The organism is Streptomyces griseus subsp. griseus, assembly GCF_000720255.1.
Lineage (GTDB): Bacteria > Actinomycetota > Actinomycetes > Streptomycetales > Streptomycetaceae > Streptomyces > Streptomyces griseus_I.
Genome location: NZ_JOJE01000016.1, coordinates 143,583 through 168,014, shown reverse-complemented (window position 1 = coordinate 168,014; position 24,432 = coordinate 143,583). Strand labels below are relative to the sequence as shown.

The window sequence follows — 24,432 nt, the reverse complement described above, 5'->3', positions numbered from 1 at the left end:
CCTCATCAGCGAGGTTTGGCACCTCCAGGGCCCGAAGCCGCCCCTTTCACGCCGTACCCGACCGCCACGGCCGCTGCTTGCCTGGAAGCACGCGTATGACCGCGTCGCTCACCTCTGTTCTTCTCCCGGGAGGGAATGTGTCCACTCCGGACAGCGCCACCGGTCCCGCCACTGACGAACCCGCCCCCGAGCCCGCTGCCGGCGGTCAGCTCACCAGTCTCAGCACCGAGGCCGCGCGGCGGCTCGCCACGACCACCAAGTCCGAACCCCAGATGCAGGCCATCAGCTCGCGGTGGCTGCTGCGGATGCTGCCGTGGGTGGACGTCAGGGGCGGCGCCTACCGGGTCAACCGGCGTCTGCAGATCCGGGTGGGCCGGGGCCGGGTGCACTTCGAGCACAACGGCGCCGACGACATCAGGGTCATCCCGCAATCACTGACCGAGCTGCCGGCGCTGCGCGGCTACCCCGACGGCGACGTCCTGAGGGAGATCGCCACCCGTTTCCGGGTCCGGGAGATCCGGGCCGGGCAGCTCCTGTTCGAGGCCGGTCAGCCGGTCACGGAGGCGTATCTCGTCGTGCACGGCCGCTTCACCCGCTTCGTGACCGGCAAGTACGGCGGGGAGGAGGTCCTCGGGGTCGTCACCGACGGCGCCGGGCTGGGCGACGAGGCCGTCGGCCGGGCCGATCCGCTGTGGCTCAGCTCGGTGCGGGCGGAGACCGCGGGCGTGGTACTGGTGCTGTCCTGGGACACCCTGATGGAGTTCGCCGGACGCGCGCCCTCCCTCGCGGCGCACCTGGACGCCTACGCGGAGCGCCAGAGCAGGCCGATGAACCGCAAGGGCGAGGCCGACGTCCCCGTGCAGGCCGGTCACATGGGCGAGCCGACGCTGTCCGGCGGCTTCGTCGACTATGAACTCACCCCGCGCGAGTACGAGTTGTCGCTCACCCAGACCGTGCTGCGGGTCCACACCCGGGTCGCCGACCTCTACAACGACCCGATGAACCAGACCGAGCAGCAGCTGCGGCTGACCATCGAGGAGATCCGCGAGCGCCAGGAGTGGGAGCTGGTCAACAACCGGGATTTCGGGCTGCTGCACAACGCCGACCACGGGCAGCGCGTCAGCACCTTCACGGGCCCGCCGACCCCGGACGACATGGACGAGCTGCTGTCGATGCGCCGCAAGACCAAGCTGTTCCTGGCCCATCCGAAGGCCATCGCGGCCTTCTTCCGGCAGTGCAACCGGCGCGGTCTGGTGCCGGGTACCGCGACCGTCGAGGGGCACGAGATCCCGGCCTGGAGGGGCGTGCCGATCTTCCCGTGCAACAAGATCCCGGTCAGCGAGCAGCACACCAGCAGCATCATCGCGCTGCGCACCGGGGAGGGTGACCAGGGCGCGGTCGGCCTGTACCAGACGGGTATCCCCGAGGAGTACCAGCCGGGTCTGAACGTGCGGTTCATGGGCATCGACGGCAACGCGATCATCCGCTACCTGGTCACCGCGTACTACTCGATGGCGATCCTGGTCCCCGACGCGGTCGGGGTCCTGGAGAACGTCCAGATCGGCCGGACGGCCGAATGAGTACGGCTCCCCGCTCCCCCGCCGCCGCGCCGCCGCTGCCCGGGCCGCCGAATCTCGCCCGCACCCTGCGGGCCCGGCGCGGCGGGGCGGTCCCCGGGCTGCGCCACCGACAGGTCGCCCCGGCCGATCCCGGGAAGGCGGCGGAGCTCGACCGCAGGCTGGAGGCCTGGGCCCGGCGGCTCCAGCTGTTCCCCGAGGCATGGAAGGGGGACTTCGCCGACTTCCAGTTCGGCCGGGCGGTGGTCCTCCAGCACCCGGGGGCGGCCGACATGGAACGCCTCACCGTGGCGGGCAAGCTGCTGCTCGCCGAGAACATCGTCGACAACTGCTACTGCGAGGAGGACGAGGGCCGGGGCGGAGCGCACCGCGGCCTGGGAGGCCGGCTGATCACCGCCCAGTCGGCGCTCGACCCCTTCCACGGCCCGCCCGCGCTCCAGGAGGAGTGGGCGCGCGGTGTCCAGGCCGACGGACCGCTGCGCGCGTACCACGGGGCGGTCAAGGACTACGCGGCCGTCGCCACTCCCAGCCAGGTCGACCGGTTCGTGCACGACATCGCACGGCTGCACCTCGGGTACGTCGCCGAGGCGGCGTGGGCGGAGACGCGGTACCGGCCCCGGGTCTGGGAGTACCTGGTGATGCGGCAGTTCAACAGCTTCCGGCCGTGTCTGTCGATCGTCGACGCCGTGGACGGCTACGAGCTGCCCGAGCACGTCTACGCCCGGCCGGAGATCCAGCGCGTCACCGCGCTCGCCTGCAACGCCACCACGATCGTCAACGACCTGTACTCCTTCACCAGGGAGCTGGCGAGCGACCCCACCCACCTCAACCTGCCGCAGGTCGTGGCCGCGAACGAGCGGTGCGGACTGAAGGCCGCCTATCTGCGGTCCGTCGAGATCCACAACGAGATCATGGCGGCCTTCGAGGAGGAGTCGGCCCTGCTGTCCGCCACCTCCCCGCTCGTGGAGCGCTACGCCCGGGGTCTGTCCGACTGGGTGGCCGGAAACCACGAGTGGCACGCCACCAACACCCACCGCTACCACCTGCCCGACTACTGGTGAACGAGCGCCGCCCGCCCCACCGTCATACGCATCAGCACGAGGAGTGACCGTTGACCACGACCCCCGACGCCGGCACCAGGAACGTACCCGTCCCGACCCAGTCGACGTACCAGAACCGTGTCGCGGACTACTGGAACGCCGAGGAGAACCCGGTCAACCTCGAACTCGGGAGGATCGACGACCTCTACCACCACCACTACGGCATCGGCGAGGCGGACTGGTCGGTGCTCGACGAACCCGACGCCGGGGTGCGCCGGGACCGGATCACCGCCGAGCTGCACCGCCTGGAGCACGCCCAGGCGGAACTGCTCGCCGGGCATCTCGGGCCGCTCGGCCCCGCCGACCGCGTCTTCGACGCCGGCTGTGGGCGCGGCGGCGGCAGCGTGGTGGCGCACCTGCGCTACGGCTGCCACGCCGACGGCGTCACGATCTCCGCGAAGCAGGCGGAGTTCGCGGGCGAGCAGGCCCGCAAACGGGACATCGACGCCAAGGTCCGCTACCACCACCGCAACATGCTCGACACCGGCCTGCCGAGCGGCGCGTACACGGCGTCCTGGAACAACGAGTCGTCCATGTACGTCGAGCTGGACCTGCTGTTCGCCGAGCACGCGCGGCTCCTGCGCCGCGGCGGGCGGTACGTGGTGATCACCGGCTGCTACAACGACACCTACGGGCAGGCCTCGCGTGAGGTGTCGCTGATCAACGCCCACTACATCTGCGACATCCATCCGCGCTCGGCGTACTTCCGGGCCATGGCCCGCAACCGGCTGGTGCCGGTGCACGTGGAGGACCTGACGGCGGCGGCCGTCCCCTACTGGGAGCTGCGCAAGGAGGCCCAGCACCTGGTCACGGGAATCGAGGAGACGTTCCTGACCGCCTACCGCAACGGCAGTTTCCAGTACCTGCTGATCGCGGCCGACCGGGTCTGAGCTACCGGGGAGGCGGCTCAGGGACTGACGGAGCGTTGAATCCGGTCGGCGACTCGGTGTCCACAGCGGCGCCCGAGCCGGTGGGGCGGGCCAGGGCCGGCGCGGGGTTCCCATGGCCCTGGTCGGTGTACCGCCGGCCGGACGGACGCGATCCCGCGCAGCGCCGTGCGCGGGATCGACACGGGACGAGTTCACCCGCTCGGCGATCGCCCAGCTGGAGGGCAGGGTGTCGGCGTGGGCGATCCCGCCGTGGACCTGATCGTGGCCTGGAACCTGCTGCCGGCGTCGGACCGCGCCACCTTCCGCGAGGAGGTGGGCGCGGACGACGCCGATCACTCTCCCCCGCACGCCTGGGTCACTCGCCGTCGTACGCCTTCTTCAGGGCGGCGATGTCGAGCTTGCCCATCTCCAGCATGGCCTTCATGGCCCGGGCGGCCTTCTCCTTCTCGGGTCCGGTGACCATCTCCATCAGCTCGGTGGGGACGACCTGCCAGGACACGCCGTACTTGTCCTTGAGCCAGCCGCAGGGGCCGGGCTCGCCGCCGCCTTCGAGGAGCTTGTTCCAGTAGTGGTCGACCTCCTCCTGGTCGGCGCAGTGGATCTGGAAGGAGATCGCCTCGTTGAACTTGAACTCCGGGCCGCCGTTCAGCGCGACGAACTTCTGGCCGTTCGCCGTGAAGTCCACGGTGAGCACGGAGCCGGGGGTGCCCGGTCCGGCCTCGGTGTAGCGGGTGACCTTCCCGACACTGGAGTTCTTGAAGATCGAAACGTAGTGGTGGGCGGCTTCCTCGGCCTGGCCGTCGAACCAGAGACATGTGGTGAAACCGTCGGTGGTCATGGGTACCTCCTGGGGCGTGGAACACGGTCACCTGTATCGACCGATCCTCGCTCCGGAACTCATCGGTCGGGGCGCCGGTTGATCCGAATGGCCCTGCCACCGAGCGCTGAGGGCGCGCTCTGCCCGTGGCGAATCTGCCCCGGGCAGAGAAACGGGGTGCGGGCGGCGCCCGGGGTCAAGAGTGAAGTCGACGGCATCCCCACGACCACGAGGAGAACCGATGACTCCACTCACCGCGCTCGCCCCGCGGGCCGAGGAGGGCGACACCCCTCCGACCCGCTTCGACGACCACCTGGCCGCCCAACTCCTCGCCCAGCGCGTCATTCTCCTGGGCACCCAGGTCGACGAGGTCTCCGCCAACCGGGTCTGTGCCCAGCTGCTGATCCTGTCGGCTGAGGACCCGCGCGGCGACATCGGCCTGTACATCCAGAGCCCGGGCGGGTCGGTGCACGCCGGCCTCGCCATCTACGACACCATGCGGCTGATCCCCAACGACGTCTCGACGCTCGCCATGGGGTTCGCGGCCAGCATGGGCCAGTTCCTGCTGTCCGTCGGGGCGCCCGGCAAGCGGTACGCGCTGCCGAACGCGCGCATCATGATGCACCAGCCGTCGGCCGGGATCGGCGGCACCACCGCGGACATCGAGATCCAGGCGGAGAACCTGGAGTTCACCAAGCGGACCATCGAGCGGATCACCGCCGACCACACCGGTCAGACCCCGGAGACCATCGCCCGGGACGGCGACCGCGACCGCTGGTTCACGGCCGAGGAGGCCAGGGAGTACGGCATCGTGGACCGGGTCGTCGAGTCGATGACCGACGTGCGCCCCGCGTCCGCCCGACGACGGATGGGGCTGTGACATGGGGAGCTACACGATTCCGAACGTCGTCGAACGGACCCCGCAGGGCGAGCGGTCCTACGACGTGTTCAGCCGGCTGCTGTCGGAGCGGATCATCTTCCTCGGCACGGAGATCGACGACGGTGTCGCCAACGTCGTCATCGCGCAACTCCTCCATCTGGAGTCGACGGCGCCGGACACGGAGATCTCGATCTACATCAACTCGCCCGGCGGATCGTTCACTTCACTGATGGCCATCTACGACACGATGACGTTCGTGCAGGCGCCGATCTCGACGCTCTGCGTCGGGCAGGCGGCCTCGACGGCGGCCGTGCTGCTGGCCGGAGGGGACCCCGGGCGGCGTTTGGTGCTGGAGCACGCGCGTGTGCTGCTCGGCCAGCCCGCCAGTGGCGGACGGCAGGGCACCGTCTCCGATCTGGCGCTCCAGGCCCAGGAGATGGTGCGGATCCGCTCCCAGGTCGAGGAGGTGCTGGCCCGGCACACCCACCACGACATCCCCACGCTGCGCGCGGACATGGACCGCGACAAGGTGTTCACCGCGCAGGAGGCGGTGGCGTACGGGCTGGCCGACGAGGTGCTGAGCCGGCGCCCCGTGATGGTCTGAGGCGCCGGCCGGCGGGGCTCGTCAGGCGGCCAGGCAGAGCGGCCCGTGATGCGCCGTCGTGGAGGGGCGGCGGCTCCTCACGGCGTGTCGGGTGAGTTCGCTCTGCGCCAGCGACAGCAGGTCGCCCAGGCCCAGGCCGAGGGCCTGGGCGGCGGCCGCGAGGACCTCGGAGGAGGCCTCCTTGCGGCCGCGCTCCACCTCGGACAGATAGGGCATGGAGATCCGGGCGGCGTCCGCCACGTCCTTCAGGGTGCGTTCCTGGGCGAGGCGTTCACGCCTCAGGACGTCACCGATCAGGTCGCGCCAGAGGGGTTCCCGGGGTGCCGGTGCGGGGGCCGGCGCAGCGGGGCGGGCGGCGGTGTTCTTCGGCGCGGCCGCGGGGCGCAGGGGGATGACACGGGCTCGGTCGGTCGCTTGGCTCGTCACTCCCTCAGCCTAGGAGCCCGGTCCGCCGTAGGGGCCGTGTCGGCGTTCCGCCCTCGGTGGAATCGGACGAAACCTCCGGCCCGTGTCCGGTCACTCGCCACCCCGGCCGACGCCGTGCGAAACTGCGACGGGGCTGAGCGACGATTTTTTGCCACTCTCACAAGTCAGGGGGCATGCGAAGCGGAACCCCGGGTATTCGCGGTTCAGAGGGCCACGCGCCCTTCGTTGCTCAGCGGAAGAAGTACGCGTCGAACCGTGACTTTAGGGAGAGGTAATGCACACCGCCGTGATCGGGTCGGAGGCACAGGTCGTCGAGAAGACCGCCGGCACCAGCACGGGTGGCGGACCACTGCCCGGTGTCCTGGAACCGCGGAGCGTGGCGCCGCGGGACGCGCGAGAGCTGTCGAGGCAGTTCTTCCGGCGTCTCGCGGAACTCGAAGAGGGTACGCACGAATACCAGTACGCCCGTAACACCCTCATCGAGATGAACATCTCCCTGGTGCGCTTCGCGGCCGGTCGCTTCCGGGGCCGCGGGGACGACATGGAGGACATCGTCCAGACCGGCATGATCGGTCTGATCAAGGCCATCGACCGGTTCGAGCTGGCCCGTGAGGTCGAGTTCACGTCCTTCGCGCTTCCGTACATCGTGGGCGAGATCAAGCGGTTCTTCCGCGACACCACCTGGGCGGTGCACGTCCCGCGCCGGCTTCAGGAGCTGCGCGTGGAGCTGGCCAAGGCGCGTGACGAACTCGCCAGCCGTCTCGATCGGGAGCCGACCGTGGCGGAGCTCGCCACACTCATGAACCTCTCCGAGAACGAGGTGATCGAGGCCCAGATCGCCGCCAACGGATACAACTCCTCATCGCTGGACGCCGCGCTCACCGGCGACGGCCCGGAGAACGGCGAGGCGGTCCTCGCCGACTTCATCGGCGTGGAGGAGGAGGGGCTGCGGCTCGTCGAGGACTTCCAGTCCCTCGCCCCGCTCATGGCCGAGCTCAGCGAACGCGACCGGCAGATCATTCACATGCGGTTCGTGGAAGAGGCCACCCAGGCGGAGATCGGCGAACGGCTCGGCTGCTCGCAGATGCATGTGTCCCGCCTGATCAAGCGCATCATCACGCGACTGCGTGAGGGAATGCTCGGCGAACTCGGCTGCGCCTGACGCGTCGGCCTCCCCCGAAGTCACGTGTGCCGTCCCACTCGAAAGCTCGAATGCCGGAGAGGTGGGACGGCATCGGCGGTCCTGGTGCCCTCGTGCCCGCGCGCACCGGTCTGCCTTACGCGTGCCACGGCGGTTCACTCAGCGTCCGGACCCGCCAGCCGTACCACCGCGCTGACGCGCTTGCCGACCGGTACGCGCTCCACGCTGACCTGGGCGGCCAGCGCGTGGACGATCTCCAGACCGTGCCGGCCCACCCGTCGGGGGTCGCGTGGGAACTTCAGGGGCAGGGCGACGCTGCTGTCGTAGACGCTCACCGTGACCGCGTCGTCGGTGCCTTCCAGTTCCAGGATGTAGGGGCCGTTGCTGTGCCGGTCCGCGTTGGTGACCAGCTCGCTCACCACGATCAGCAGGTCACCGCCCAGGCGCTCGTCGATCCTGGCGCACCACTCGGTCTTGAGCGTGTCGACGAAGTGCGCGGCGAAGGTGCGCGCCTCGGCGATGCATCCCGGCTCACCGGTATAGTGCGCCGCCCGCCGGAGCGGGTCCACGGGCACATCGAAACCAGTCGGTACCACTGCCCCGTCCAGGTGCTCGATCATGCGTTTCTCTCTCGGAGGCCGGCCTGGCCGGACGCTTGCTGCACTGGTGCTCGTACCCCGAGCCGGGCCGGACACTCCAGTGACGGTTACGCCCTCGTCGAACATGTGTTGCGATTCACGTTCCCGGCGACTCCTGCGACGTCGACGGGGAGTCGGACCCTTCCCCGGGGGCGCTCGGCGGGCGGGGGGAGGCCGGGGTGCTTAGCGTGGCAGGGTGCGTTCGGTGATGCGGTCCGTACCCGTGGGGGCGCGGCACGGTTGGGTGCGGGCCGGGGGATCCGCGTTGGCGGGGATGGTCGCCATGGGGGTGGTGGCAGCGCTGGGGTTGTGGGCGGCGGGAGCCGCCGACCTGCCGGACGGGGCGTTCCCTCGCGTCGTCGCCGCGACCGTGGTCACCGCGGTCGGAGGCACCGTGGAGCTCTCGGGGAACGCCGGGGACCTCGCCGGTACCGAGGCCGGGCTGACCGTGATCCCACTGTCGGTCACCCTGACGGGCGCCCTGGTGATCGCCGCGGGGTTCCTACGGCCGCTGCGGCACCGTGCCGTCGCCGGTGCCGGTGAACTCGCCGGCTGGGCGGCCCGGATCACCCTCGTGTGGCTGCTCGCGCTCCTGGCGCTGTCCTTCGGCGCCCGCCAGACTTTCACGCTCTCGGTGGGCGACGAGACGCTCGACGAGCTCGGTGACGTCTTCGGCGTCACCCCGAAGGTCGGCTTCACCACGGACGTACCACCGACCCTGTTCTTCGGCCTGCTGTGGCTGGCCGCCGTCCTGCTGCTCGCCCTGGTGGTCGCGCGCGGGGCGCCCCTGCCGGCCCGGTTGCTGCGCTTCCAGGAGTCGGTCCGCCCGGCCGCGTACGCCATGGTCGCCCTGCTGCTCGCCTGCGTCGCCCTGGGCGTCGTCGTCGGCCTCGTCGTCGCGGTGACCCGCGGCCATCCGGTGGAGACGCTGGCCGTGCTGCTGCTCGGCCTGCCGAACCTGGTCTGGCTCGCGCTGACGATCGGCCTGGGCGCCACCTGGAACGGACAGGTGGAAGGCCCGTTCGGGCTGCCGATGCCGCACGTGCTCGACGAGGTGCTGCGCTCCCGCGACACCGCCACGCTGGATCTGCGCACGCTGGCCGAACAGGACGCCCGGATGTGGTGGCTCGTCGCCGTCGACGCGGCGCTGCTGCTGGCCGCCGCGTTCGTGATGGCGGCCCGCTCCCCGGCCCGTACCCGCCCTTGGCAGCACGCCCTGCACATGGCGGTCGCCCTCGCCCTCACGGTCCTCATGATCTGCCTGGTCGGCCGCGTCGACGCACACTTCGGCCTGTCGGTGCTCGGCATCGAGGACCTTGTGGGCGGTCTCTCCGGGAAGCTGTTCCTGCGCCCCGAGACCTGGGCCGCCGTGGGTCTCGCCCTGCTGTGGGGGCTGGTCACCGGGTTCCTGGGCGGGCTGCTCGCCCGAGGGGTGCGGCACCGGGGCGAGACTGACGGAAGCTGACGTGTACGGCGCGGGAACGACTCGCCGTCCAGGCCGCCGGCCGTGAGGTCCTCCACGGCAGCCGACACGCGGCGCCCATGTCCCGTTGCCTACTCACGCATCACGACGGGTTCGCGCCGGCGCAGCAGCCGGGAGACCCCGTAGCCGAAGAGGGCCGACAGGACGACGAGCATGGCGATGTCGAGCAACCACACCCCTGTCGAGTGCCGGAAGAGCGGGTCGCCGGTCAGGTCGCCGGGGACGATCCGGGCCAGGTCGATGGTCCCGGCCATCGCACCGAGCGCCCATCGTGAGGGCACCAGCCAAGCCGCCTGCGCCAGTCCGGGCACGCCGTCCAGTTTCAGCAGGGCGCCGCAGAAGACCACCTGGACGATGGCGAGCAGCACCAGCAGCGGCATCGTCACCTCCTCCCTGCGCACCAGCGCGGAGACGAGCAGGCCGAGCATCATCGCCGTGAAGGCCAGCAGAGCGACGGCCACGGTGATCTCGACGAGCGGCGGGAACAGTACGCCGTGCGCGCCCGGCGCGTTGAGGTCGACGCCGTAGAGGGCGACCAGGGTCAGCACCACGGCCTGCAGGACCGTGACCGTGCCCAGCACCACGACCTTGGACATCAGGTAGGCCGATCTGGACAGGCCCACGGCCCGCTCCCGCTGGTAGATCACGCGTTCCTTGACGAGTTCGCGCACCGCGTTGGCCGCGCCGGTGAGCACACCGCCGACGCACAGGATCAGCAGGGCGTTCATCGCGGTGTCCCGGGTGAGCGAGCCGCCGGCCAGGGCGCGGGCCATGGTGCCCATCACGAAGGGCAGCGCGACCATGATGACGAGGAAGGCGCGGTCGGCGGCGAGCGCGGCGGTGTACCGGCGGGCCAGGGTGCCGAGCTGGGCGCCGTGGCTGTGGGGCCGGGGCGGCGGGGTCATGATGACCGGGCCGGAGCGGGGCAGGCGGGGCTGCGCGGTCGCGTCGGCGATGTACTGGCGGTGGAAGCGCGAGGCGCGGTACTCCCCGGCCCAGTCCCGTTCGGTGTCCCGTTCGAACGCCTCGAAGGCCTCCGGCCACTGGGTGAAGCCGAAGAACACGAGGGCCTCCTGGGGCGGGCCGTAGTAGGCGATCCTGCCGCCGGGCGCGAGCACCAGGAGCCGGTCGCAGACGTCGAGACTGAGGACGCTGTGGGTGACGACGATGACGGTACGGCCGTCGTCGGCGAGGCCGCGCAGCATGTGCATCACCGAGCGGTCCATGCCGGGGTCCAGTCCGGAGGTCGGCTCGTCGAGGAAGAGCAGCGACGGCTTCGTGAGCAGTTCGAGGGCGACGCTGACCCGCTTGCGCTGGCCGCCCGAGAGGCTGTGCACGGGCTGCCCAGCCCGCTGTTCGAGGCCCAGTTCGCCGATGACCTCGTCGACCCGCTCCCGGCGCTCGGCCCGGGCGGTGTCCTGCGGGAAGCGCAGTTCGGCGGCGTACGACAGGGCGCTGCGCACGGTCAGCTGCGTGTGCAGGATGTCGTCCTGCGGGACGAGGCCGATGCGCTGGCGCAGCTCGGCATAGTCGCGGTAGAGATCGCGGCCGTCGTGCAGGACGGTGCCGTGGTCGGCGGGACGCTGCCCGGTGAGGGCGTTCAGCAGGGTGGACTTGCCGGCGCCGCTCGGGCCGACCACCGCGAGCAGGCACTTCTCCCCGACCGGGAACGTCACCCGGTCGAGCAGCGCCTTGCGGCCGTGGTCGACGACGACGGTGATGTCCTGGACGTCGAGGGAGACTTCGCCGGTGTCGACGTACTCCTGGAACTGGTCGCCGACCAGGCAGAATGCCGAGTGGCCGATGCCGACGATGTCCCCGGGGCCGATCCGGGCCCGGTCCTCGACGCGCTGTCCGTTGAGGTAGGTGCCGTTGTGGCTGCCGAGGTCGACGATCTCGTAGGTGCCGTACGGCAGGAAGTGCAGCTCGGCGTGGCGGCGGGAGACGATCAGGTCGTCGAGGACGAGGTCGTTGTCCGCGGCGCGGCCGATGCGGACGGCGCGGGAGGGCAGCGGCCGTACGGAGGTGGGCCGCCGGTACGTTCCGGTCAGTACGGGACGGGAGACCGCGGACAGCGGTTGCGGCGTCGGCAGGGGGCGGTCGGCCAGGACGGCGCGCGGGCCGTCCGTGGGGCTGCCGAAGCGGATCACGCTGCCGGGGCCGACGTCCCGCTCGTGGACGCGGTGCCCGTCGGTATAGGTGCCGTTGGTGCTGTGCTCGTCCGCCAGCGTCCAGTGGTCGCCGTCCGGCCTGAGGACCGCGTGGTGCCAGGAGATCCGGACATCGTCGAGGACGATGTCACTGAGCGGGTCGCGGCCGACGCGGTAGGTCTGGCTCGGGCTCATCACCACGGAGCCCGTCTCGGTCTCCAGCACGAGCTCGGGCGCGGTCGAGGCGAGAGGCCGCTCCGCCATGCCAGGATTCTATCGATTCGCCCGTACACGCGACCGGGTTGAACACCCCGGGCGGCCGTCCGTGGGAACGCGCCGCGAGGTCAGGCCACGGGCATGACCAGGGCCGGGACCACCCGCTGCATGCGCAGCGCGTCGACGGACTCGGCGAGCAGTTCGTACTCGGTGGTCTCGTCACTCACGGCGATCCGCACCAGGCGTCCGGCGGCCAGCTGGTCGGCGACCAGTTCCTGCCGGTCGACGTCGGCGCACCAGGCGCGCAGCAGGGCGGGTACGTCGGGCGCGGTGTCGAGGACCGGGACCAGCGCACCGGGCGGGAAGTGTCCGCTCCCCGGCCGCGGGTCGAGCCGCTCGGCCATCCAGGAGGCCCGGTCGCGCAGCCACCACAGGGCCAGGGCCAGGGTGGGCGCCCGGTACGTCCCCAGCGGTACCCCGATGCGGCGGCCGTCGCAGATGCCGTACGCCGTGACATGGCACAGGAATTCGTCGTGCACGTCCCACTCCCCCGATGCGTCGATCGCTTGCCGGTGCGGCCTCGCTTCCCGTGCGGCTCGTCTGGCTTTCAACAGTCCCTACTTTGAGTATCGCCACTCCTGACACAGTGTCACCATGACTTTTTGGCCAGTCTCTTGGCATATTCGGTGATTGTCGTGGCCGGATCGTGACGGGCCATTCGGGAGCACCGTCGGGGCCGGCCGGTGATCACGCCGAGTGACGAGCGGAGGGAGCGATGAGTTCCGCCGGGCACAGGGGTCTGTGTGGGTGAGGACACGTGGACGAGCCACAGAGGAGCGGAGGCCCCATGGTCACGACCGGAGAGGTGGACGCGGAATTTACCGCCGTCCTGCGCAGGAGCCCGAGCAAGGGCGGCTGGACGTATCTCGTCTGGCCCGAGTCCGTGGAGTTCTTCGGGACCCGCGGCCTGGTCAAGGTCCGCGGCACGATCGACGGGCATCCGTTCCGGAGCTCGTTCATGGCCCTGGGCGACGGGACGCACAAGCTGCCCGTGAAGGCCGACGTGCGCAGGGCGATCGGGAAGGAGGAGGGTGACACGGTGACCGTGCGCCTGGAGGAGCGCCTGGACACGTGAGCCGCCCGGCGGCTGAAGCATGCCACGCCCGAAGGCGGCTCGGTACGGGAGGCGTGCCACGCCCGAAGGCGGCTGGGCGCAGAAGACCCGCCGCGCCTGACAGGCGGCTGGGTACGGGAAGCATGCCACGCCCGAAGGCGGCTGGGCGCAGGAGACCCGCACCGAGAGGCGGCCTTTCTGGGAGGCCCCGCACTCAACAAGCGGCCGGGTACCGCAGCCCCGCACCAACAAGCCGCCTGCGCTGGAGGCCCCGCACCAACAGGCCACCTCGGGAGAGGCCCCGCACCCAACAAGCGGCCGCCGGGGCCGGAGCCCCGCACCAACAGGCCGCCGGGGCGGGAGGCCGGCACCAACAGGCCGCCTGGGCCGGAGCACCCGCACCAACTCGGGAGGCCACCCACCGACACGCCGCCTGCGCCGCAGGCCCCGCACGGACAGGCGGGCGGGTGCGGGAGGCGTCGTGGTCGATGGGCGCTATGCCGACCGGACTGCGGCGTCGATGCGGGCCAGCTCGTCCGCGTCGAAGTCGAGGTTCCGGATGGCCCCGACGCTGTCCTCGATCTGCTGGGGGCTGCTCGCGCCCACGAGGGCGGAGGTGACTCGGCCGCCGCGCAGGACCCACGCCAGGGCCATCTGGGCCAGGGTCTGGCCGCGCGACTTGGCGATGTCGTCGAGGGTGCGCAGCCGGCCCACCAGTTCCTCGGTGAGCGCGTCGGAGTTCAGGAACGGGCTGTCGCTCGCGGCCCGCGAGTCCTCCGGGATGCCGTCGAGGTAGCGCGTGGTGAGCAGGCCCTGCTCCAGCGGGGAGAACACGATGGAACCGACCTGGAGCTCGTCCAGCGCGTCCAGCAGGCCCCCGTCCTCGGGTCGCCGGTCGAGCATCGAGTAGCGCGGCTGGTGGATGAGGAGCGGGGTGCCGAGCTCGCCCAGGATGCGGGCGGCCTCGCGGGTCTGCTCCGCGGAGTAGTTGGAGATGCCGACGTACAGCGCCTTGCCCTGCTGGACCGCGGAGTGCAGCGCGCCCATCGTCTCCTCCAGGGGAGTCTCCGGGTCCGGGCGGTGCGAGTAGAAGATGTCGACGTAGTCCAGGCCCATCCGGGTGAGGCTCTGGTCCAGCGAGGACAGCAGGTACTTGCGCGAACCCCACTCGCCGTACGGGCCGGGCCACATCAGGTAGCCCGCCTTGGTGGAGATGATCAGCTCGTCGCGGTACGACGCGAAGTCCGCCTTGAGGGCCTCGCCGAATGCGGACTCGGCGGCGCCGGGCGGCGGGCCGTAGTTGTTGGCCAGGTCGAAGTGGGTGACGCCGAGGTCGAAGGCGCGACGCAGGATGGCGCGCTGGGTGGTGACCGCGCGGTCCGGGCCGAAGTTGTGCCACAGGCCGAGCGACAGCGCGGGGAGCTTCAGGCCGCTGCGCCCGGTGCGCCGGTAGGGCATGTCGGCATAGCGGTCGGGGTGTGCGGTGTACAACGCGACTCCTGAGGGGTTGGCACGAGGTAAATCCGAGCACCACTCTTTCGCGACCTGCGGCCAGTGGTCCAACAGAAGAATCGGATGGGATTGAGCGGATACGCTTCTCAGTCATGGAACTGCGTCATCTCCAGCACTTCGTCGCCGTCGCCGAGGACCAGCACTTCACCCGGGCGGCGGAACGGCTGATGGTGTCCCAGTCGGGCCTGTCGGCGTCGATCCGCGCGCTGGAGCGGGAGCTTCGGGCGCCGCTGTTCGTGCGCACGACCCGCCGGGTGACGCTGACCCCGGCCGGGCGGGCGCTGCTCGTGGAGGCGGAGCGGATCCTGGCGCAGGTGCGGGCGGCCCACGAGGCGGTGGCCGCGGTGCAGGGCGTGCTGCGCGGCATGCTGGCGCTCGGCTCCGAGCAGTGCATCGCCGGCGTCGACGTGGCCGGGCTCCTTGCCGCGTTCCGGCGGCAGCACCCGGATGTGGAGATCTGCCTCAGGCAGGCGGGCTCGGGGGCGCTGGCGGAGGAAGTCGCGGCCGGGCGGCTCGACCTGGCCTTCGGGGTGCGCACCCAGGAGGACACCGACCAGCTGAGATCCGTGTCGCTGACCAGCGAACCGATGACGGTCCTGTGCCATCCGAGCCATCGGCTGGCCGCCACCGGCGCGGCCGTCACGCCGGAGGATCTGGGCGGTGAGGTGTTCGTCGACTTCCACCCGGACTGGGGGCCGCGCCGCACCACCGACGCCGCGTTCGCCGCGGCGGGCGTGCGGCGGACGGTGGCCCTGGAGGTCAACGACGTGCACAGCCTGCTCGACCTGGTCGACGAGGACCTGGGCATCGCCGTCGTACCCCGGCACTTCCGGCACAAGCGCGCGTCACTGACCGCGCTGCCGGTGAAGGGCACCGACGAGACGGTGTACGAGACGGTCGCCCTGCTGCCACCCGCCCAGGCCACCAGCCCGGCGGCGCGCGCCCTGATGGCCCTGCTGGAAAGGGAGGGGCCGGCGACACCCCACGACGGGGCGCGCCTCTCCTGACCTGATCCGTCTCTCGCCCACCCGCTGGTGGGACGGCTGGTTGTCCGCGAGGCGTGAGAGCAGGGCCGCGATCACGTTCTGGTCAGGTGTCCAGCGCGTCCGGGAGCGGTCGTCGGCCGCGCCACGGCCCCGCGCCTCGGTGCCACCGTCACAGCGGCCGCGAGGGAGAGCGCCAGTGGATTGCCGCCCGTGAAGTCCAGCAGCTCACCGTGCACACGGGCCGGGACGCCCTGTCGGTTCAGGAGCGTGACGGCGTCGTCCCGCGACAGCGCGTTGAGGCGTACGACCGCGAGGTGGTCCGCCCAGCCCGTGTCCGCGGTCCAGCGGGAGTCCGGAGCCGTGCGTCCGGCCAGCACGGCGAGTGCGTCCAGCGGGAGTTAGGGCAGGAACCGCTCCCAGAGCCAGCCTTCCAGCCCTTGGCACATTTCGAACGTGTCGACGAGCAGGACGGCGTTCGGCAGTTCCAGCACGTCGGCGGCGGCCCGCTGGAAGCCCTCCGGTCTCGGGGCGGTCGTCCTGGCGTCCACCTCGACGACCGGCCGCCCCGACGCGGCCGCCTCCCGGGCGAACCGGCGCAGCTGCGTGGACTTCCCGATCCCGCCGGGGCCGTGCACGAAGAGCACCGGCGGCGCGACCCCGGCCAGCATGCCACGGAAGTGCGCCGTCTCCGCCTCCCCGCCCACGAACGCCCGGTCCCGCGCCGTACCCAGGCGACCGCGTAACCGGCCACCGCCCTCGGGCGCCCCTGGGGTACCGCTCTTTCCCATGCCCCACTCCCCGGCGCGGTGCCCGCACGGCACGCGCGCCACCTCGCCCGCCCAAGTGGTCATTTGTCAAAGGGTCATATGCGTGGACGGGTTCCCCATATGTGTTCGTCAAGATCCACAAGGATACGGTGCGCATGGGAGGACCCGATGCGCGATGGTGGACGCATGCATGCAAAGGACATCCTCATCGACGGTTTCAACCGCATCCGGGAAGAGGTCCACGCGGTCGTCGAGGACCTGGGCACCGACGAGCTGCACGCCCGGCCCTCCGACGACGCCAACTCGATCGCGTGGCTGGCCTGGCACCTCACCCGGGTGCAGGACGACCACCTCGCGGACGCCTTCGACCTCGAGCAGGTATGGCTGTCACAGGACTGGGAGAAGCGTTTCGGCCTCGGCCTGCCGCGCCATGACACCGGGTACGGCCACAGCCCGTCGAAGGTCGCCAAGGTACGGGTGGACTCCGGCGACCTGCTGACCGGCTACTACGACGCCGTGCACGAGCAGACGCTGAAGGCGCTGCGCGGGCTGACCGCCGCGGACCTGGAGCGCGTCGTGGACGAGCGCTGGGATCCACCGGTCACTCTGGGCGTACGGCTGGTGAGCGTGCTGTCCGACGACCTCCAGCACGTCGGACAGGCCGCCTACGCCCGGGGGCTCCTTCAGACCTCGTAACCCGGAAGGACCACGTCCTCGATGAGCGCCCTGCGCTCGTCGAACGGGATGAAGGCGCTCTTGAGGGCGTTGACCGTCACCGTGCGCAGGTCCTCGACCGTCCAGCCCGCCTGCTCGACCAGGAGGGACATCTCGCGGGTCATCGTCGTCCCCGACACCAGACGGTTGTCGGTGTTGAGCGTGACGCGGAAGCCGAGGTCCTTCAGGGCCGTGATCGGGTGCTCGGCGATGGAGGTGGCCGCGCCGGTCTGCAGGTTGGAGGTCGGGCACATCTCCAGGGCGATCCTGCGGTCGCGCACCCAGCCCGCGAGGCGGCCGAGCTTGCCCACCGCGAGGTCGGGGATGTCGTCGGTGATACGGACGCCGTGGCCTATGCGCTGGGCGCCGCAGACCTGGAGGGCCTGGTGGATGCTGGGCAGGCCGTGCGCCTCGCCGGCGTGGATGGTGAACGGTACGTTCTCGCGGCGCAGGTGGTCGAAGGCGGCGAGGTGGTCGGCGGGCGGGAAGCCGTCCTCGGCGCCGGCGATGTCGAAGCCGACCACGCCCCCGTCCCGGAAGGCGACGGCCAGGTCGGCGGTCTCCTTGGTGCGGTCGAACATCCGCATGCCGCACAGCAGGGTGCCGACCCGGACCGGGGTGCCGGCGGCGGCCGCCTTCACCATGCCGGCCGCGAGGCCCTCCTGCACCGTCTCGACGACCTCGGACAGGACGAGCCCGCCCTGGAGCATCAGCTCGGGGGCGTAGCGCACCTCTCCGTAGACGACGCCGTCGGCGGCGAGGTCGAGGACGTACTCCTCAGCCGTGCGCAGCAGGCCTTCGCGAGTCTGCATGACGGCGAGGGTGTGCTCGAAGGTGGCGATGTAGCGGACCAGGTCGCCGGAGTCGGCGGCGTCGACGTACCAGGCGGCGAGTTCGTCCGGGTCGGTGGTCGGCAGGGTGTGCCCGACCGCGTCCGCGAGTTCGACCACGGTGGCGGGGCGCAGGCCGCCGTCGAGGTGGTCGTGCAGGACGGCCTTCGGGAGGCGGCGGATCACATCGGAGTCTACGCGCGTAGCAATCATGGCGGGTCTTTCCTGGTGCAGGGTGGTTCGAAGCGGCGGAGGGAGGGTCAGTCGGCGGGCTGGAGCAGGTCCCAGCGGTTTCCGTACAGGTCCTGGAAGACGGCGACGGAGCCGTAGGGCTCGTGGCGCGGCTCCTCCAGGAAGGTCACACCCGCCGCGAGCATGCGGGCGTGGTCGCGGGCGAAGTCGTCGGTGTGCAGGAAGAACCCGACCCGTCCGCCGGTCTGGTCCCCGACCCGCCCGCGCTGGGCCTCGTCCTTGGCGCGGGCGAGCAGCACATCGGTGCCACCCTCCCCGGCGTCCGGCCGCACGACGACCCAGCGGGAGCCGTCGGGGCGGGGCGCGTCCTCGACGAGATGGAAGCCCAGGGCCTCGGTGCAGAAGCGGATCGCCTCGTCGTAGTCGTCGACGACGAGGGTGACCAGGGCGACGCGTCTCATCGGAGCCTTCCGGGAGGGGTGGTTGACGGGAGAGGTTATACGTAAAACTTCGACTGCGCCAGTGACTGTTTCGAGTCCCTGTCCCCGGGCCTAGGACCGGAGGCCGAGCGGGACCTGGGAGCGCGGCCCGACGCGGGCCCGCCATCGCTCCGGCTAGCGTCCCGGCATGGAGATCACCAGGCCGTCCCGTGGCCGTGAGCAGCGCAGGCAGGACGTTCTGGACCGGCTGGAACGTGAGATCGACATCTGGGTGGCCACGGCGGACCCGGACGGGCTGCCGTGTCTCGTCCCGCTGTGGTTCGTCTGGCACGACGAGTCCGTGTGGCTGGCGACCCGCCCGGGCAATCCCACGGGCCGCAACCTCAGGCACGGCGGGCGGGCCCGGCTGGCGTTCGGGGACACACGGGACGTCGTGCTGATCGACGGCGAGGTGACGGCGTACACCGCGCGGGAGGTACCGCCGGATGCGGCCGGAGCGTTCAGCGTGAAGACCGGCTGGGATCCCCGCGAGGACAGCGCGCCCTACGACTATTACCGGGTGCGGCCGCTGGTGGTGCAGGCCTGGTACGAGGTGCAGGAGCTGCCGAAGCGGCACCTGATGCGGGACGGGGTCTGGATCGTCTAGGGAAAGCTGCCTCCGAACAGCGCGGAACAGCGCGGAACAGCCTGGCCGCCACGGCGAGGGAGAACAGGGAGGCCGCGGCCACTTCAAGGGCGAGCCTCGGCGAGACGCAAAACAAATGCGGCCGTGTGCTCCCTCAACGGTATGGCCCTCGGGGAGTATCCGAACCGGAATCAGCGGTAGCGGAGCGATCTTGATTCCGGTTCGGTGACGTGCCCGTTTTGCCTTGGCGGGCCAGGGCAAGTGTGGCAAGCAGCGCGACGAGCACGCACACGCCCCACCAGCCGGCCTGGCTCCAGACGCGTATCCCGAGCCAGGATCCCGCGCTGCCGCCCAGGTAGGCGCAGGTCATGTAGGCGGTGTTGAGCCTGCTGCGGGCGTCGACGCGCAGGGCGTAGACGCGGACTTGATTGGCGACCATGCCGGACTGCATCGCGGTGTCGAGGAGCAGCGTGCCGACTGTCAGGGAGGTCAGCCCCAGCGTGCCGCCCCGGGCGCCAAGGGTGAGGATCGCGGCCGAGACGAGGACACCAAGCATGCAGACCAGGTTCACTGGATCGGGGCCGTAGCGGTCCACCAGGCGGCCGGCGAGCGGGGTGCAGACCATGGTCGCCGCGCCGACCAGGGCGATCATTCCTACCGCCTGGGCACCCAGCCCGTAAGCCGGTCCGGCGAGCAGGAGCGCCAGGCAGGTCCAGACCGCGGAGAACCCGGCGAAGACGGTTGCCTGGTAGAAGCACGAGCGGCGCAATTCTGGCTCGGTACGCAGCAGGCGCAGCGGCTCGACCAGGAGTGCTGTGTACCGCTGGCGGGAGGACGGGGTTGTGGACGGCACCGCGAACGCCAAGACGGTGGCGAGGGTCAGAGCCAGGACCGCTGCGACCAGGTAGGGGGCCCGCCAGCCCAGCCACTCACCGAGCGTGCCGCTGAAGGTCCGGGCCAGCAGCATGCCGCCGGTCGATCCGCTCAGCAGGGTGCCGATCACCGCTCCTTGGCGGTCGGCGGCCACGAGACCAGCCGCCAGAGGGCCGACGATCTGCGCGCCCACGGTGGTCAGGCCGACAAGGGCGCTGGCGGCAATGAGGGCCGGCAGAGCCGGTGCACAACCCGCTGCGAGCAGTGCCAGACCGTTCAGGGCGAGGAGGACGACGAGGAACGAGCGGTGCGGGAACCGGTCGCCAAGCGGCACCAGCAAGACCATCCCGGCCGTGTAGCCGATCTGTGTGGCGGTCACCACCGCAGCGGCCGAATCGGGCGACACGTGCAGCCCGGCGGCGACCAGTGGACCAATGGCCTGGGGAAAGTAGATGTTGCCCACCGCCACGGCGCATGTGACAGCCAGGATCAAGACCATCCGGCGGCTCATCCTTCAGTCCACCGGCCCGCCCGCGACGTAGATGACCTGGCCGGAGACGAACCCCGCCCCGGGACTTACGAGGAAGGAGGCGGTATGCGCGATGTCGTCCGGCAGGCCCACCCGGCCGACCGTGATGGACTGCTCCGCCCTGTACCGGAACTCCTCGAAACTCAGGCCGAGCCGCCGGGCCGAGGCCCTGGTCATGTCGCTCACGACGAATCCCGGCGCGATGGCGTTCGCGGTCACGCCATGCGGGCCGAGCTGGAGAGCGAGGGATTTGGTGAATCCGATCAAACCCGCCTTCGCGCCGGCGTAGTCGACGCGGCCGGCATCACCGACAGCGGAGACGCTCGACATGTTGACCATGGGTCCCCATCCTGCCGCCACCATGTGCGGGCAGACGGCCCGGGCGGCGAAGAAAGGGCCGCTGAGGTTGATCCCCAAAACCGTGTCCCACTGCTGCGTGGTCATGTCCACAAGGTCAGCACGGGGTCCGATGCCGGCGTTGTTGACCAGCACCGTCGGCGGCCCGAACGCGTCGCCGATCCGGGCGACGGCCGCAGTGACCGCGGCCTCGTCGGCGACATCAGCGGCGACGGCCAGCGCTGCCCCGCCGACACTGGTGATGGCCTCCACGGTATCGGCGCAGTCCGCCTCGTCCAGATCGATCACGCCGACCGCCATGCCGTCGCCCGCCAGGCGCCTGGCAACAGCGGCGCCGATACCGCGGGCAGCACCGGTGACAATCGCCGTCCGCCGCACATGAGTTGTGGGTGTCATGGGAGGAAGTCCACGGCATCGACGTCGCGTCGCCAATCGATGTAGCGTATGGCTTAATGATCAGCTTTGTGCTCGGCGTCGAGGACCTCGCAGACACCCGCTTCGCCCTCTCACCCCTGCACGAAACCCTGTTCAGCCTGCGGGTGCTCCAGGATCCCGGCCTTTCGGCGCTGCATCTGCCCTGGCGCAGGTCCGTACTCGGCAGACTCGGCACGCTCGACACCGGTCTCCTCATGTCCCTGGTCGCCCAGCGGCGTACCCTCCCCGACTTCCTGACCCCGAATCCCGCGAGCTTCGCGCCGGCCTTCGAAGAAGAACTCTCCGCCGTCCGCCAGGCGTCCTGCGCTCGGGTCCGCCACGACCTGCTGCTCGCGCACGCACCCGACCCTGTTCCCGAAGCCCTCCACGACGCCACCGCCGCCGAAGACGCACCGGTCGCCAGACTCCGCGACGCCATCTGCGATCTCCTGCGCCAGTACTGGGCGGTGGCCATCGAGCCGATGTGGCCACAGATGCGACTGGTGCTGGAAGCCGACATGACCTACCGCGCCCGCCAGCTCGCCCTGGGGGGCGCGCGACTGCTCTTCGCCGACATGCACCCGAACCTGCGCTGGCAAAGGGGAGAGCTGTACATCCACAAGATGATCAGCAGGCACCGGGTGGCGGCATCTGGCCGGGGGCTGCTGCTCCTGCCGTCCGTCTTCGCACACAAGCCCGCGCCCCCCGTAAGCCCGGACGAGCCGCCGAGCCTCGTCTATCCCAGCCGGGGAGTAGCCACACTGTGGGGCTCGGAGATGCCGACCGTCGACACAACCGCCCTGGTGTCTCTGCTCGGTTCATCCCGAGCCAGACTGCTCAGCCTCCTGGAAGAGCCGCTGCCCACCGTAGAGCTCGCCCGCCGTCTCAGGGTCACCCCAAGCGCTGTCTCCCAACACCTGCGCGTCCTGCACTCCACAGGACTGGTCACCCGGACACGTGACGGACGGCATGTGTTGTACCGGAGAAGCACGCTCGGCGACCGGCTCACGACCACCGCTACCGGACCGCGAACTCACGACAGCTGAGGATCAGCAGTCGCCTCCGCCCAACCCCGCCTGACCGGGCGACACTTTTCGGGTCCTGCTGGAGGCTCAGATCCAATCAAGTTCATGGTGCAGACCCTCGCCGCAGCCGGAGAACTCCAGCGCGACCTCCAACGGGAGCTGACCTACGACGGCCTGCGGGCCGCCGAGGCCAAAGGCAACAAGGGCGGGCGCCGTCCGGCCATCCCAGCCGAAGACCGACGCCGTGCGTACCGCGCACCTGGAGGGCCGGTCCAATCGCCGCCCTGGCCCGCGAACACGGCGTCAGCCGTGGTCGGCCATCGCCGACCTGATGCCGAGCACACCGCGGCCGGCCACGAGGACGCCCCGCCACCGGAGCTGCCGATCACCCTCGACATGCCCGGCAAGGTCGCCGACTTCCTCCGCACCACCGAGCTGGAGCCCGCCGAGCGGGCCGCGCTCGACCACGGGGTGACCGTACGGCGCGGCCGGCGCTACACCCTGCGTATCAGCACCGTCCCTGCGGTACACCGCGGGCTCCTCGCCCGATGCCAGCCCCTCGATGGCGCCCACGGCCTGCCGGTCGTCCCGGCCCAGCGCAAGGTTCGCCGTGAGTACGAGAACCGCGTCAGCACCCTCGGCACAGCCGTCGTTCACCTGTGCGCCGAAACCTCAGTGGTGCCAAGCACGCCCGCCAGTGTTGTGGATGAATCGCTGCAGCACCTTGAGGGTGCTCAGGTACTCCTCTTCTGAGATGCCCGCGTGCCGTTCCGCCCACAACTCGTCCTGGAGGGCCGCGGCCTTGTCATAGAACGCCCGGCCTTCCGTCGTGATGCCGAGGCGTCCCTCGGCGTCCTCGGTGATCCAGCCTTGGGCGATGGTCGTGTCGATCTCCGACTCCATGGCTCCCGGACCTGTGTCGAGATAGTTGCGGAGGAGGCGGGACACCTCGTCGCGGGTTTTGACGGTTTCGGCGCGTGCGACCTGCGCGAGAACCCACCACTGCGGCTGGGTCGTGCCTATCCCGGCGAGGGCTGCCCGGGTGCGGCTGACGACGGCCTTGTAGGCCGCCCAACTCCAGTAGCCGATCGGTTGCCTGATCAGTTCGGCGTCGTTGTGCGAGTACTCCATGGCCGGTCCCTCCGCCTTTGCCTCAACTGGTTCGACAGATCGACCGTAGAAACTCAACCTGACTTGAGGTCAAGTCCGTTCAACATCAAGCCGCTTCAATTCCTCAGCCGTCAGTCGCACCGCCCCCGCGGCCACGTTCTCGGTGAGGTGGTCGGGGTTGCCGGTGCCCGGGATGGCGAGGACGTGGGGGCCCTGGGCGAGGGTCCAGGCGAGGCGGATCTGGCTGGGGGTCGCGCCATGGGCGTCCGCGACGCCGCGGAGCTCCTCGTCGTGGGTGGGAGACGGACCGTGGGCGCCGCCGTCGCCCGCGATGGCGAAGAACGGTACGAAGGCGATGCCCTGTTCACCGCAGAGGCGCAGGACTTCGTCGGTCGCGGGGGCGTGGCGGCCTAGTCCGTACCGGTTCTGCACGCTCACCACCGGCGCGATGGCCTGCGCCTCGGCGAGGTGGCGGGGCTCGACGTCGGAGATGCCGAGGTGGCGGACCAGGCCGGCCTCGCGCAGGCCGGCGAGCGCGCCGAAGTGCTCGGCGATGGAGTCCTGGCGCATGCGGCGCAGATACACGAGGTCGAGGTGGTCGCGGCCGAGCTGGCGGAGGTTCTCCTCGACATGGCCGCGCAGGTCCTCCGGGCGGGCCGCGGTGCCCCACTCACCCGCGTAGTCGCGGTAGGGGCCGACCTTGACGGCGATGAGCAGGTCGTCGGCGTACGGCGCCAGCGCGCTGTTGATCAGTTCGTTGGCGGAGCGCAGCGAGGAGAAGTAGAAGGCGGCCGTGTCGACGTGGTTCACGCCGAGCTCGACCGCCCTGCGCAGAACGGCGATCGAGCGGTCGCGGTCGCTCGGTGTCCCGAGGTGGAAGGCGGCGCTGCCCGTCAGCCGCATCGCGCCGAGGCCGACGCGGCCGACGGTGTGGTCGCCGAGTTTCCAGGTGCCCGCGGCGTCCGCGGTGATGGTCTGCGAGCTCATCGACGGAGTTTCGCACGGGCGGACGGACAGTCGGA

The 24,432-nt window shown here is 70.7% G+C and carries 27 protein-coding genes; 12 read left to right on the top strand and 15 right to left on the bottom strand.

The window, feature by feature from the left end:
* Positions 1-137 precede the first annotated feature (137 nt).
* Genes IG99_RS22910 through IG99_RS22900 form a run of 3 tightly spaced genes read left to right on the top strand, consistent with a single transcriptional unit; the run spans position 138 to position 3,567 of the window.
* A complete protein-coding gene (locus IG99_RS22910; RefSeq protein ID WP_037676731.1) occupies positions 138-1,580 on the top strand; it encodes a family 2B encapsulin nanocompartment shell protein in 1,443 nt (480 codons plus the stop codon).
* On the top strand, positions 1,577-2,638 hold the full coding sequence (locus IG99_RS22905) for a family 2 encapsulin nanocompartment cargo protein terpene cyclase (RefSeq protein WP_037676730.1): 1,062 nt from the start codon (positions 1,577-1,579) through the stop codon (positions 2,636-2,638). The genes IG99_RS22910 and IG99_RS22905 overlap by 4 nt, the downstream gene beginning before the upstream one ends.
* Positions 2,639-2,688: 50 nt before the next feature.
* Complete coding sequence (locus IG99_RS22900) at positions 2,689-3,567, top strand: geranyl diphosphate 2-C-methyltransferase (RefSeq protein WP_037676729.1); 879 nt, start codon at positions 2,689-2,691, stop codon at positions 3,565-3,567.
* A 355-nt stretch (positions 3,568-3,922) separates the two neighbouring features.
* Here IG99_RS22900 and IG99_RS22895 read toward each other — a convergent pair whose 3' ends face one another.
* On the bottom strand, positions 3,923-4,405 hold the full coding sequence (locus tag IG99_RS22895) for a VOC family protein (protein ID WP_037676727.1): 483 nt from the start codon (positions 4,403-4,405) through the stop codon (positions 3,923-3,925).
* Between the two features lie 220 nt (positions 4,406-4,625).
* Here IG99_RS22895 and IG99_RS22890 point away from each other — a divergent pair, with 220 nt between their 5' ends.
* Both IG99_RS22890 and IG99_RS22885 read left to right on the top strand, forming a co-directional pair.
* Positions 4,626-5,264: an ATP-dependent Clp protease proteolytic subunit gene (locus IG99_RS22890; protein WP_037676726.1), complete on the top strand. Its 639-nt coding sequence runs from the start codon at positions 4,626-4,628 to the stop codon at positions 5,262-5,264.
* A 1-nt stretch (position 5,265) separates the two neighbouring features.
* Entirely contained in the window at positions 5,266-5,868 is a 603-nt protein-coding gene (locus tag IG99_RS22885) for a ClpP family protease (RefSeq protein ID WP_037676725.1), read from the top strand.
* Positions 5,869-5,889: 21 nt separating this feature from the next.
* Here IG99_RS22885 and IG99_RS22880 read toward each other — a convergent pair whose 3' ends face one another.
* Positions 5,890-6,294: a helix-turn-helix domain-containing protein gene (locus tag IG99_RS22880; protein WP_037676723.1), complete on the bottom strand. Its 405-nt coding sequence runs from the start codon at positions 6,292-6,294 to the stop codon at positions 5,890-5,892.
* A gap of 274 nt (positions 6,295-6,568) precedes the next feature.
* On the opposite strand from IG99_RS22880, the gene IG99_RS22875 reads away from it, so the two are divergent.
* Positions 6,569-7,456, top strand: a complete 888-nt coding sequence (locus IG99_RS22875) for an RNA polymerase sigma factor SigF (RefSeq protein ID WP_037676722.1) — start codon at positions 6,569-6,571, stop codon at positions 7,454-7,456.
* A 134-nt stretch (positions 7,457-7,590) separates the two neighbouring features.
* On the opposite strand, the gene IG99_RS22870 is transcribed toward IG99_RS22875, so the two are convergent.
* Positions 7,591-8,055, bottom strand: a complete 465-nt coding sequence (locus IG99_RS22870; RefSeq protein WP_037676721.1) for an ATP-binding protein — start codon at positions 8,053-8,055, stop codon at positions 7,591-7,593.
* A gap of 226 nt (positions 8,056-8,281) precedes the next feature.
* On the opposite strand from IG99_RS22870, the gene IG99_RS22865 reads away from it, so the two are divergent.
* Positions 8,282-9,538: a streptophobe family protein gene (locus tag IG99_RS22865; protein ID WP_037676805.1), complete on the top strand. Its 1,257-nt coding sequence runs from the start codon at positions 8,282-8,284 to the stop codon at positions 9,536-9,538.
* An 89-nt stretch (positions 9,539-9,627) separates the two neighbouring features.
* Here the strand turns inward: IG99_RS22865 and IG99_RS22860 are convergent, their stop codons facing one another.
* The gene (locus IG99_RS22860; protein ID WP_037676720.1) at positions 9,628-11,970 is read right to left on the bottom strand and encodes an ABC transporter ATP-binding protein/permease; all 2,343 of its coding nucleotides are present in this window, start codon (positions 11,968-11,970) and stop codon (positions 9,628-9,630) included.
* Between the two features lie 80 nt (positions 11,971-12,050).
* Complete coding sequence (locus tag IG99_RS22855; RefSeq protein WP_037676719.1) at positions 12,051-12,461, bottom strand: hypothetical protein; 411 nt, start codon at positions 12,459-12,461, stop codon at positions 12,051-12,053.
* 308 nt (positions 12,462-12,769) lie between these two features.
* On the opposite strand from IG99_RS22855, the gene IG99_RS22850 reads away from it, so the two are divergent.
* Positions 12,770-13,057, top strand: a complete 288-nt coding sequence (locus tag IG99_RS22850; RefSeq protein ID WP_037676718.1) for a DUF1905 domain-containing protein — start codon at positions 12,770-12,772, stop codon at positions 13,055-13,057.
* 474 nt (positions 13,058-13,531) lie between these two features.
* Here IG99_RS22850 and mgrA read toward each other — a convergent pair whose 3' ends face one another.
* Positions 13,532-14,527, bottom strand: a complete 996-nt coding sequence (gene mgrA / locus IG99_RS22845; protein ID WP_037676717.1) for an L-glyceraldehyde 3-phosphate reductase — start codon at positions 14,525-14,527, stop codon at positions 13,532-13,534.
* 113 nt (positions 14,528-14,640) lie between these two features.
* Between mgrA and IG99_RS22840 the strand changes: the two genes are divergently transcribed.
* Positions 14,641-15,555, top strand: coding sequence for a LysR family transcriptional regulator (locus IG99_RS22840; RefSeq protein ID WP_037676716.1), 915 nt, complete (start codon positions 14,641-14,643; stop codon positions 15,553-15,555).
* Positions 15,556-15,626: 71 nt separating this feature from the next.
* Here the strand turns inward: IG99_RS22840 and IG99_RS22835 are convergent, their stop codons facing one another.
* Positions 15,627-15,911, bottom strand: a complete 285-nt coding sequence (locus IG99_RS22835; RefSeq protein WP_037676715.1) for a hypothetical protein — start codon at positions 15,909-15,911, stop codon at positions 15,627-15,629.
* Between the two features lie 21 nt (positions 15,912-15,932).
* Positions 15,933-16,385 (bottom strand): ATP-binding protein, encoded by a 453-nt coding sequence (locus IG99_RS22830; RefSeq protein ID WP_158973225.1) that lies wholly within the window; start codon positions 16,383-16,385, stop codon positions 15,933-15,935.
* A gap of 102 nt (positions 16,386-16,487) precedes the next feature.
* Here IG99_RS22830 and IG99_RS22825 point away from each other — a divergent pair, with 102 nt between their 5' ends.
* Positions 16,488-16,997, top strand: a complete 510-nt coding sequence (locus IG99_RS22825) for a mycothiol transferase (protein WP_158973224.1) — start codon at positions 16,488-16,490, stop codon at positions 16,995-16,997.
* On the opposite strand, the gene IG99_RS22820 is transcribed toward IG99_RS22825, so the two are convergent.
* Both IG99_RS22820 and IG99_RS22815 read right to left on the bottom strand, forming a co-directional pair.
* On the bottom strand, positions 16,985-18,058 hold the full coding sequence (locus IG99_RS22820; protein ID WP_037676711.1) for an adenosine deaminase: 1,074 nt from the start codon (positions 18,056-18,058) through the stop codon (positions 16,985-16,987). The genes IG99_RS22825 and IG99_RS22820 overlap by 13 nt on opposite strands.
* A gap of 47 nt (positions 18,059-18,105) precedes the next feature.
* Complete coding sequence (locus IG99_RS22815; protein ID WP_037676710.1) at positions 18,106-18,498, bottom strand: VOC family protein; 393 nt, start codon at positions 18,496-18,498, stop codon at positions 18,106-18,108.
* A 166-nt stretch (positions 18,499-18,664) separates the two neighbouring features.
* Here IG99_RS22815 and IG99_RS22810 point away from each other — a divergent pair, with 166 nt between their 5' ends.
* Positions 18,665-19,123 carry a pyridoxamine 5'-phosphate oxidase family protein gene (locus IG99_RS22810; protein ID WP_037676708.1) on the top strand — a complete coding sequence of 153 codons (459 nt, stop codon included), beginning with the start codon at positions 18,665-18,667 and terminating at the stop codon, positions 19,121-19,123.
* Between the two features lie 133 nt (positions 19,124-19,256).
* On the opposite strand, the gene IG99_RS22805 is transcribed toward IG99_RS22810, so the two are convergent.
* Together IG99_RS22805 and IG99_RS22800 are read right to left on the bottom strand one after the other, a co-directional pair.
* On the bottom strand, positions 19,257-20,474 hold the full coding sequence (locus tag IG99_RS22805; protein ID WP_051865785.1) for an MFS transporter: 1,218 nt from the start codon (positions 20,472-20,474) through the stop codon (positions 19,257-19,259).
* 15 nt (positions 20,475-20,489) lie between these two features.
* Positions 20,490-21,257, bottom strand: coding sequence for an SDR family NAD(P)-dependent oxidoreductase (locus IG99_RS22800; protein WP_037676707.1), 768 nt, complete (start codon positions 21,255-21,257; stop codon positions 20,490-20,492).
* A 56-nt stretch (positions 21,258-21,313) separates the two neighbouring features.
* Here IG99_RS22800 and IG99_RS22795 point away from each other — a divergent pair, with 56 nt between their 5' ends.
* Positions 21,314-22,321 (top strand): ArsR/SmtB family transcription factor, encoded by a 1,008-nt coding sequence (locus IG99_RS22795; protein WP_037676706.1) that lies wholly within the window; start codon positions 21,314-21,316, stop codon positions 22,319-22,321.
* A gap of 282 nt (positions 22,322-22,603) precedes the next feature.
* Here the strand turns inward: IG99_RS22795 and IG99_RS48825 are convergent, their stop codons facing one another.
* From IG99_RS48825 to IG99_RS22780, 3 genes are all read right to left on the bottom strand, one after another.
* Positions 22,604-22,957, bottom strand: a complete 354-nt coding sequence (locus tag IG99_RS48825; RefSeq protein WP_037676705.1) for a hypothetical protein — start codon at positions 22,955-22,957, stop codon at positions 22,604-22,606.
* Between the two features lie 15 nt (positions 22,958-22,972).
* Positions 22,973-23,431, bottom strand: a complete 459-nt coding sequence (locus IG99_RS22785; RefSeq protein WP_037676704.1) for a MarR family winged helix-turn-helix transcriptional regulator — start codon at positions 23,429-23,431, stop codon at positions 22,973-22,975.
* Positions 23,432-23,500: 69 nt separating this feature from the next.
* Positions 23,501-24,397 carry an aldo/keto reductase gene (locus IG99_RS22780; protein ID WP_037676703.1) on the bottom strand — a complete coding sequence of 299 codons (897 nt, stop codon included), beginning with the start codon at positions 24,395-24,397 and terminating at the stop codon, positions 23,501-23,503.
* Positions 24,398-24,432: the final 35 nt, after the last annotated feature.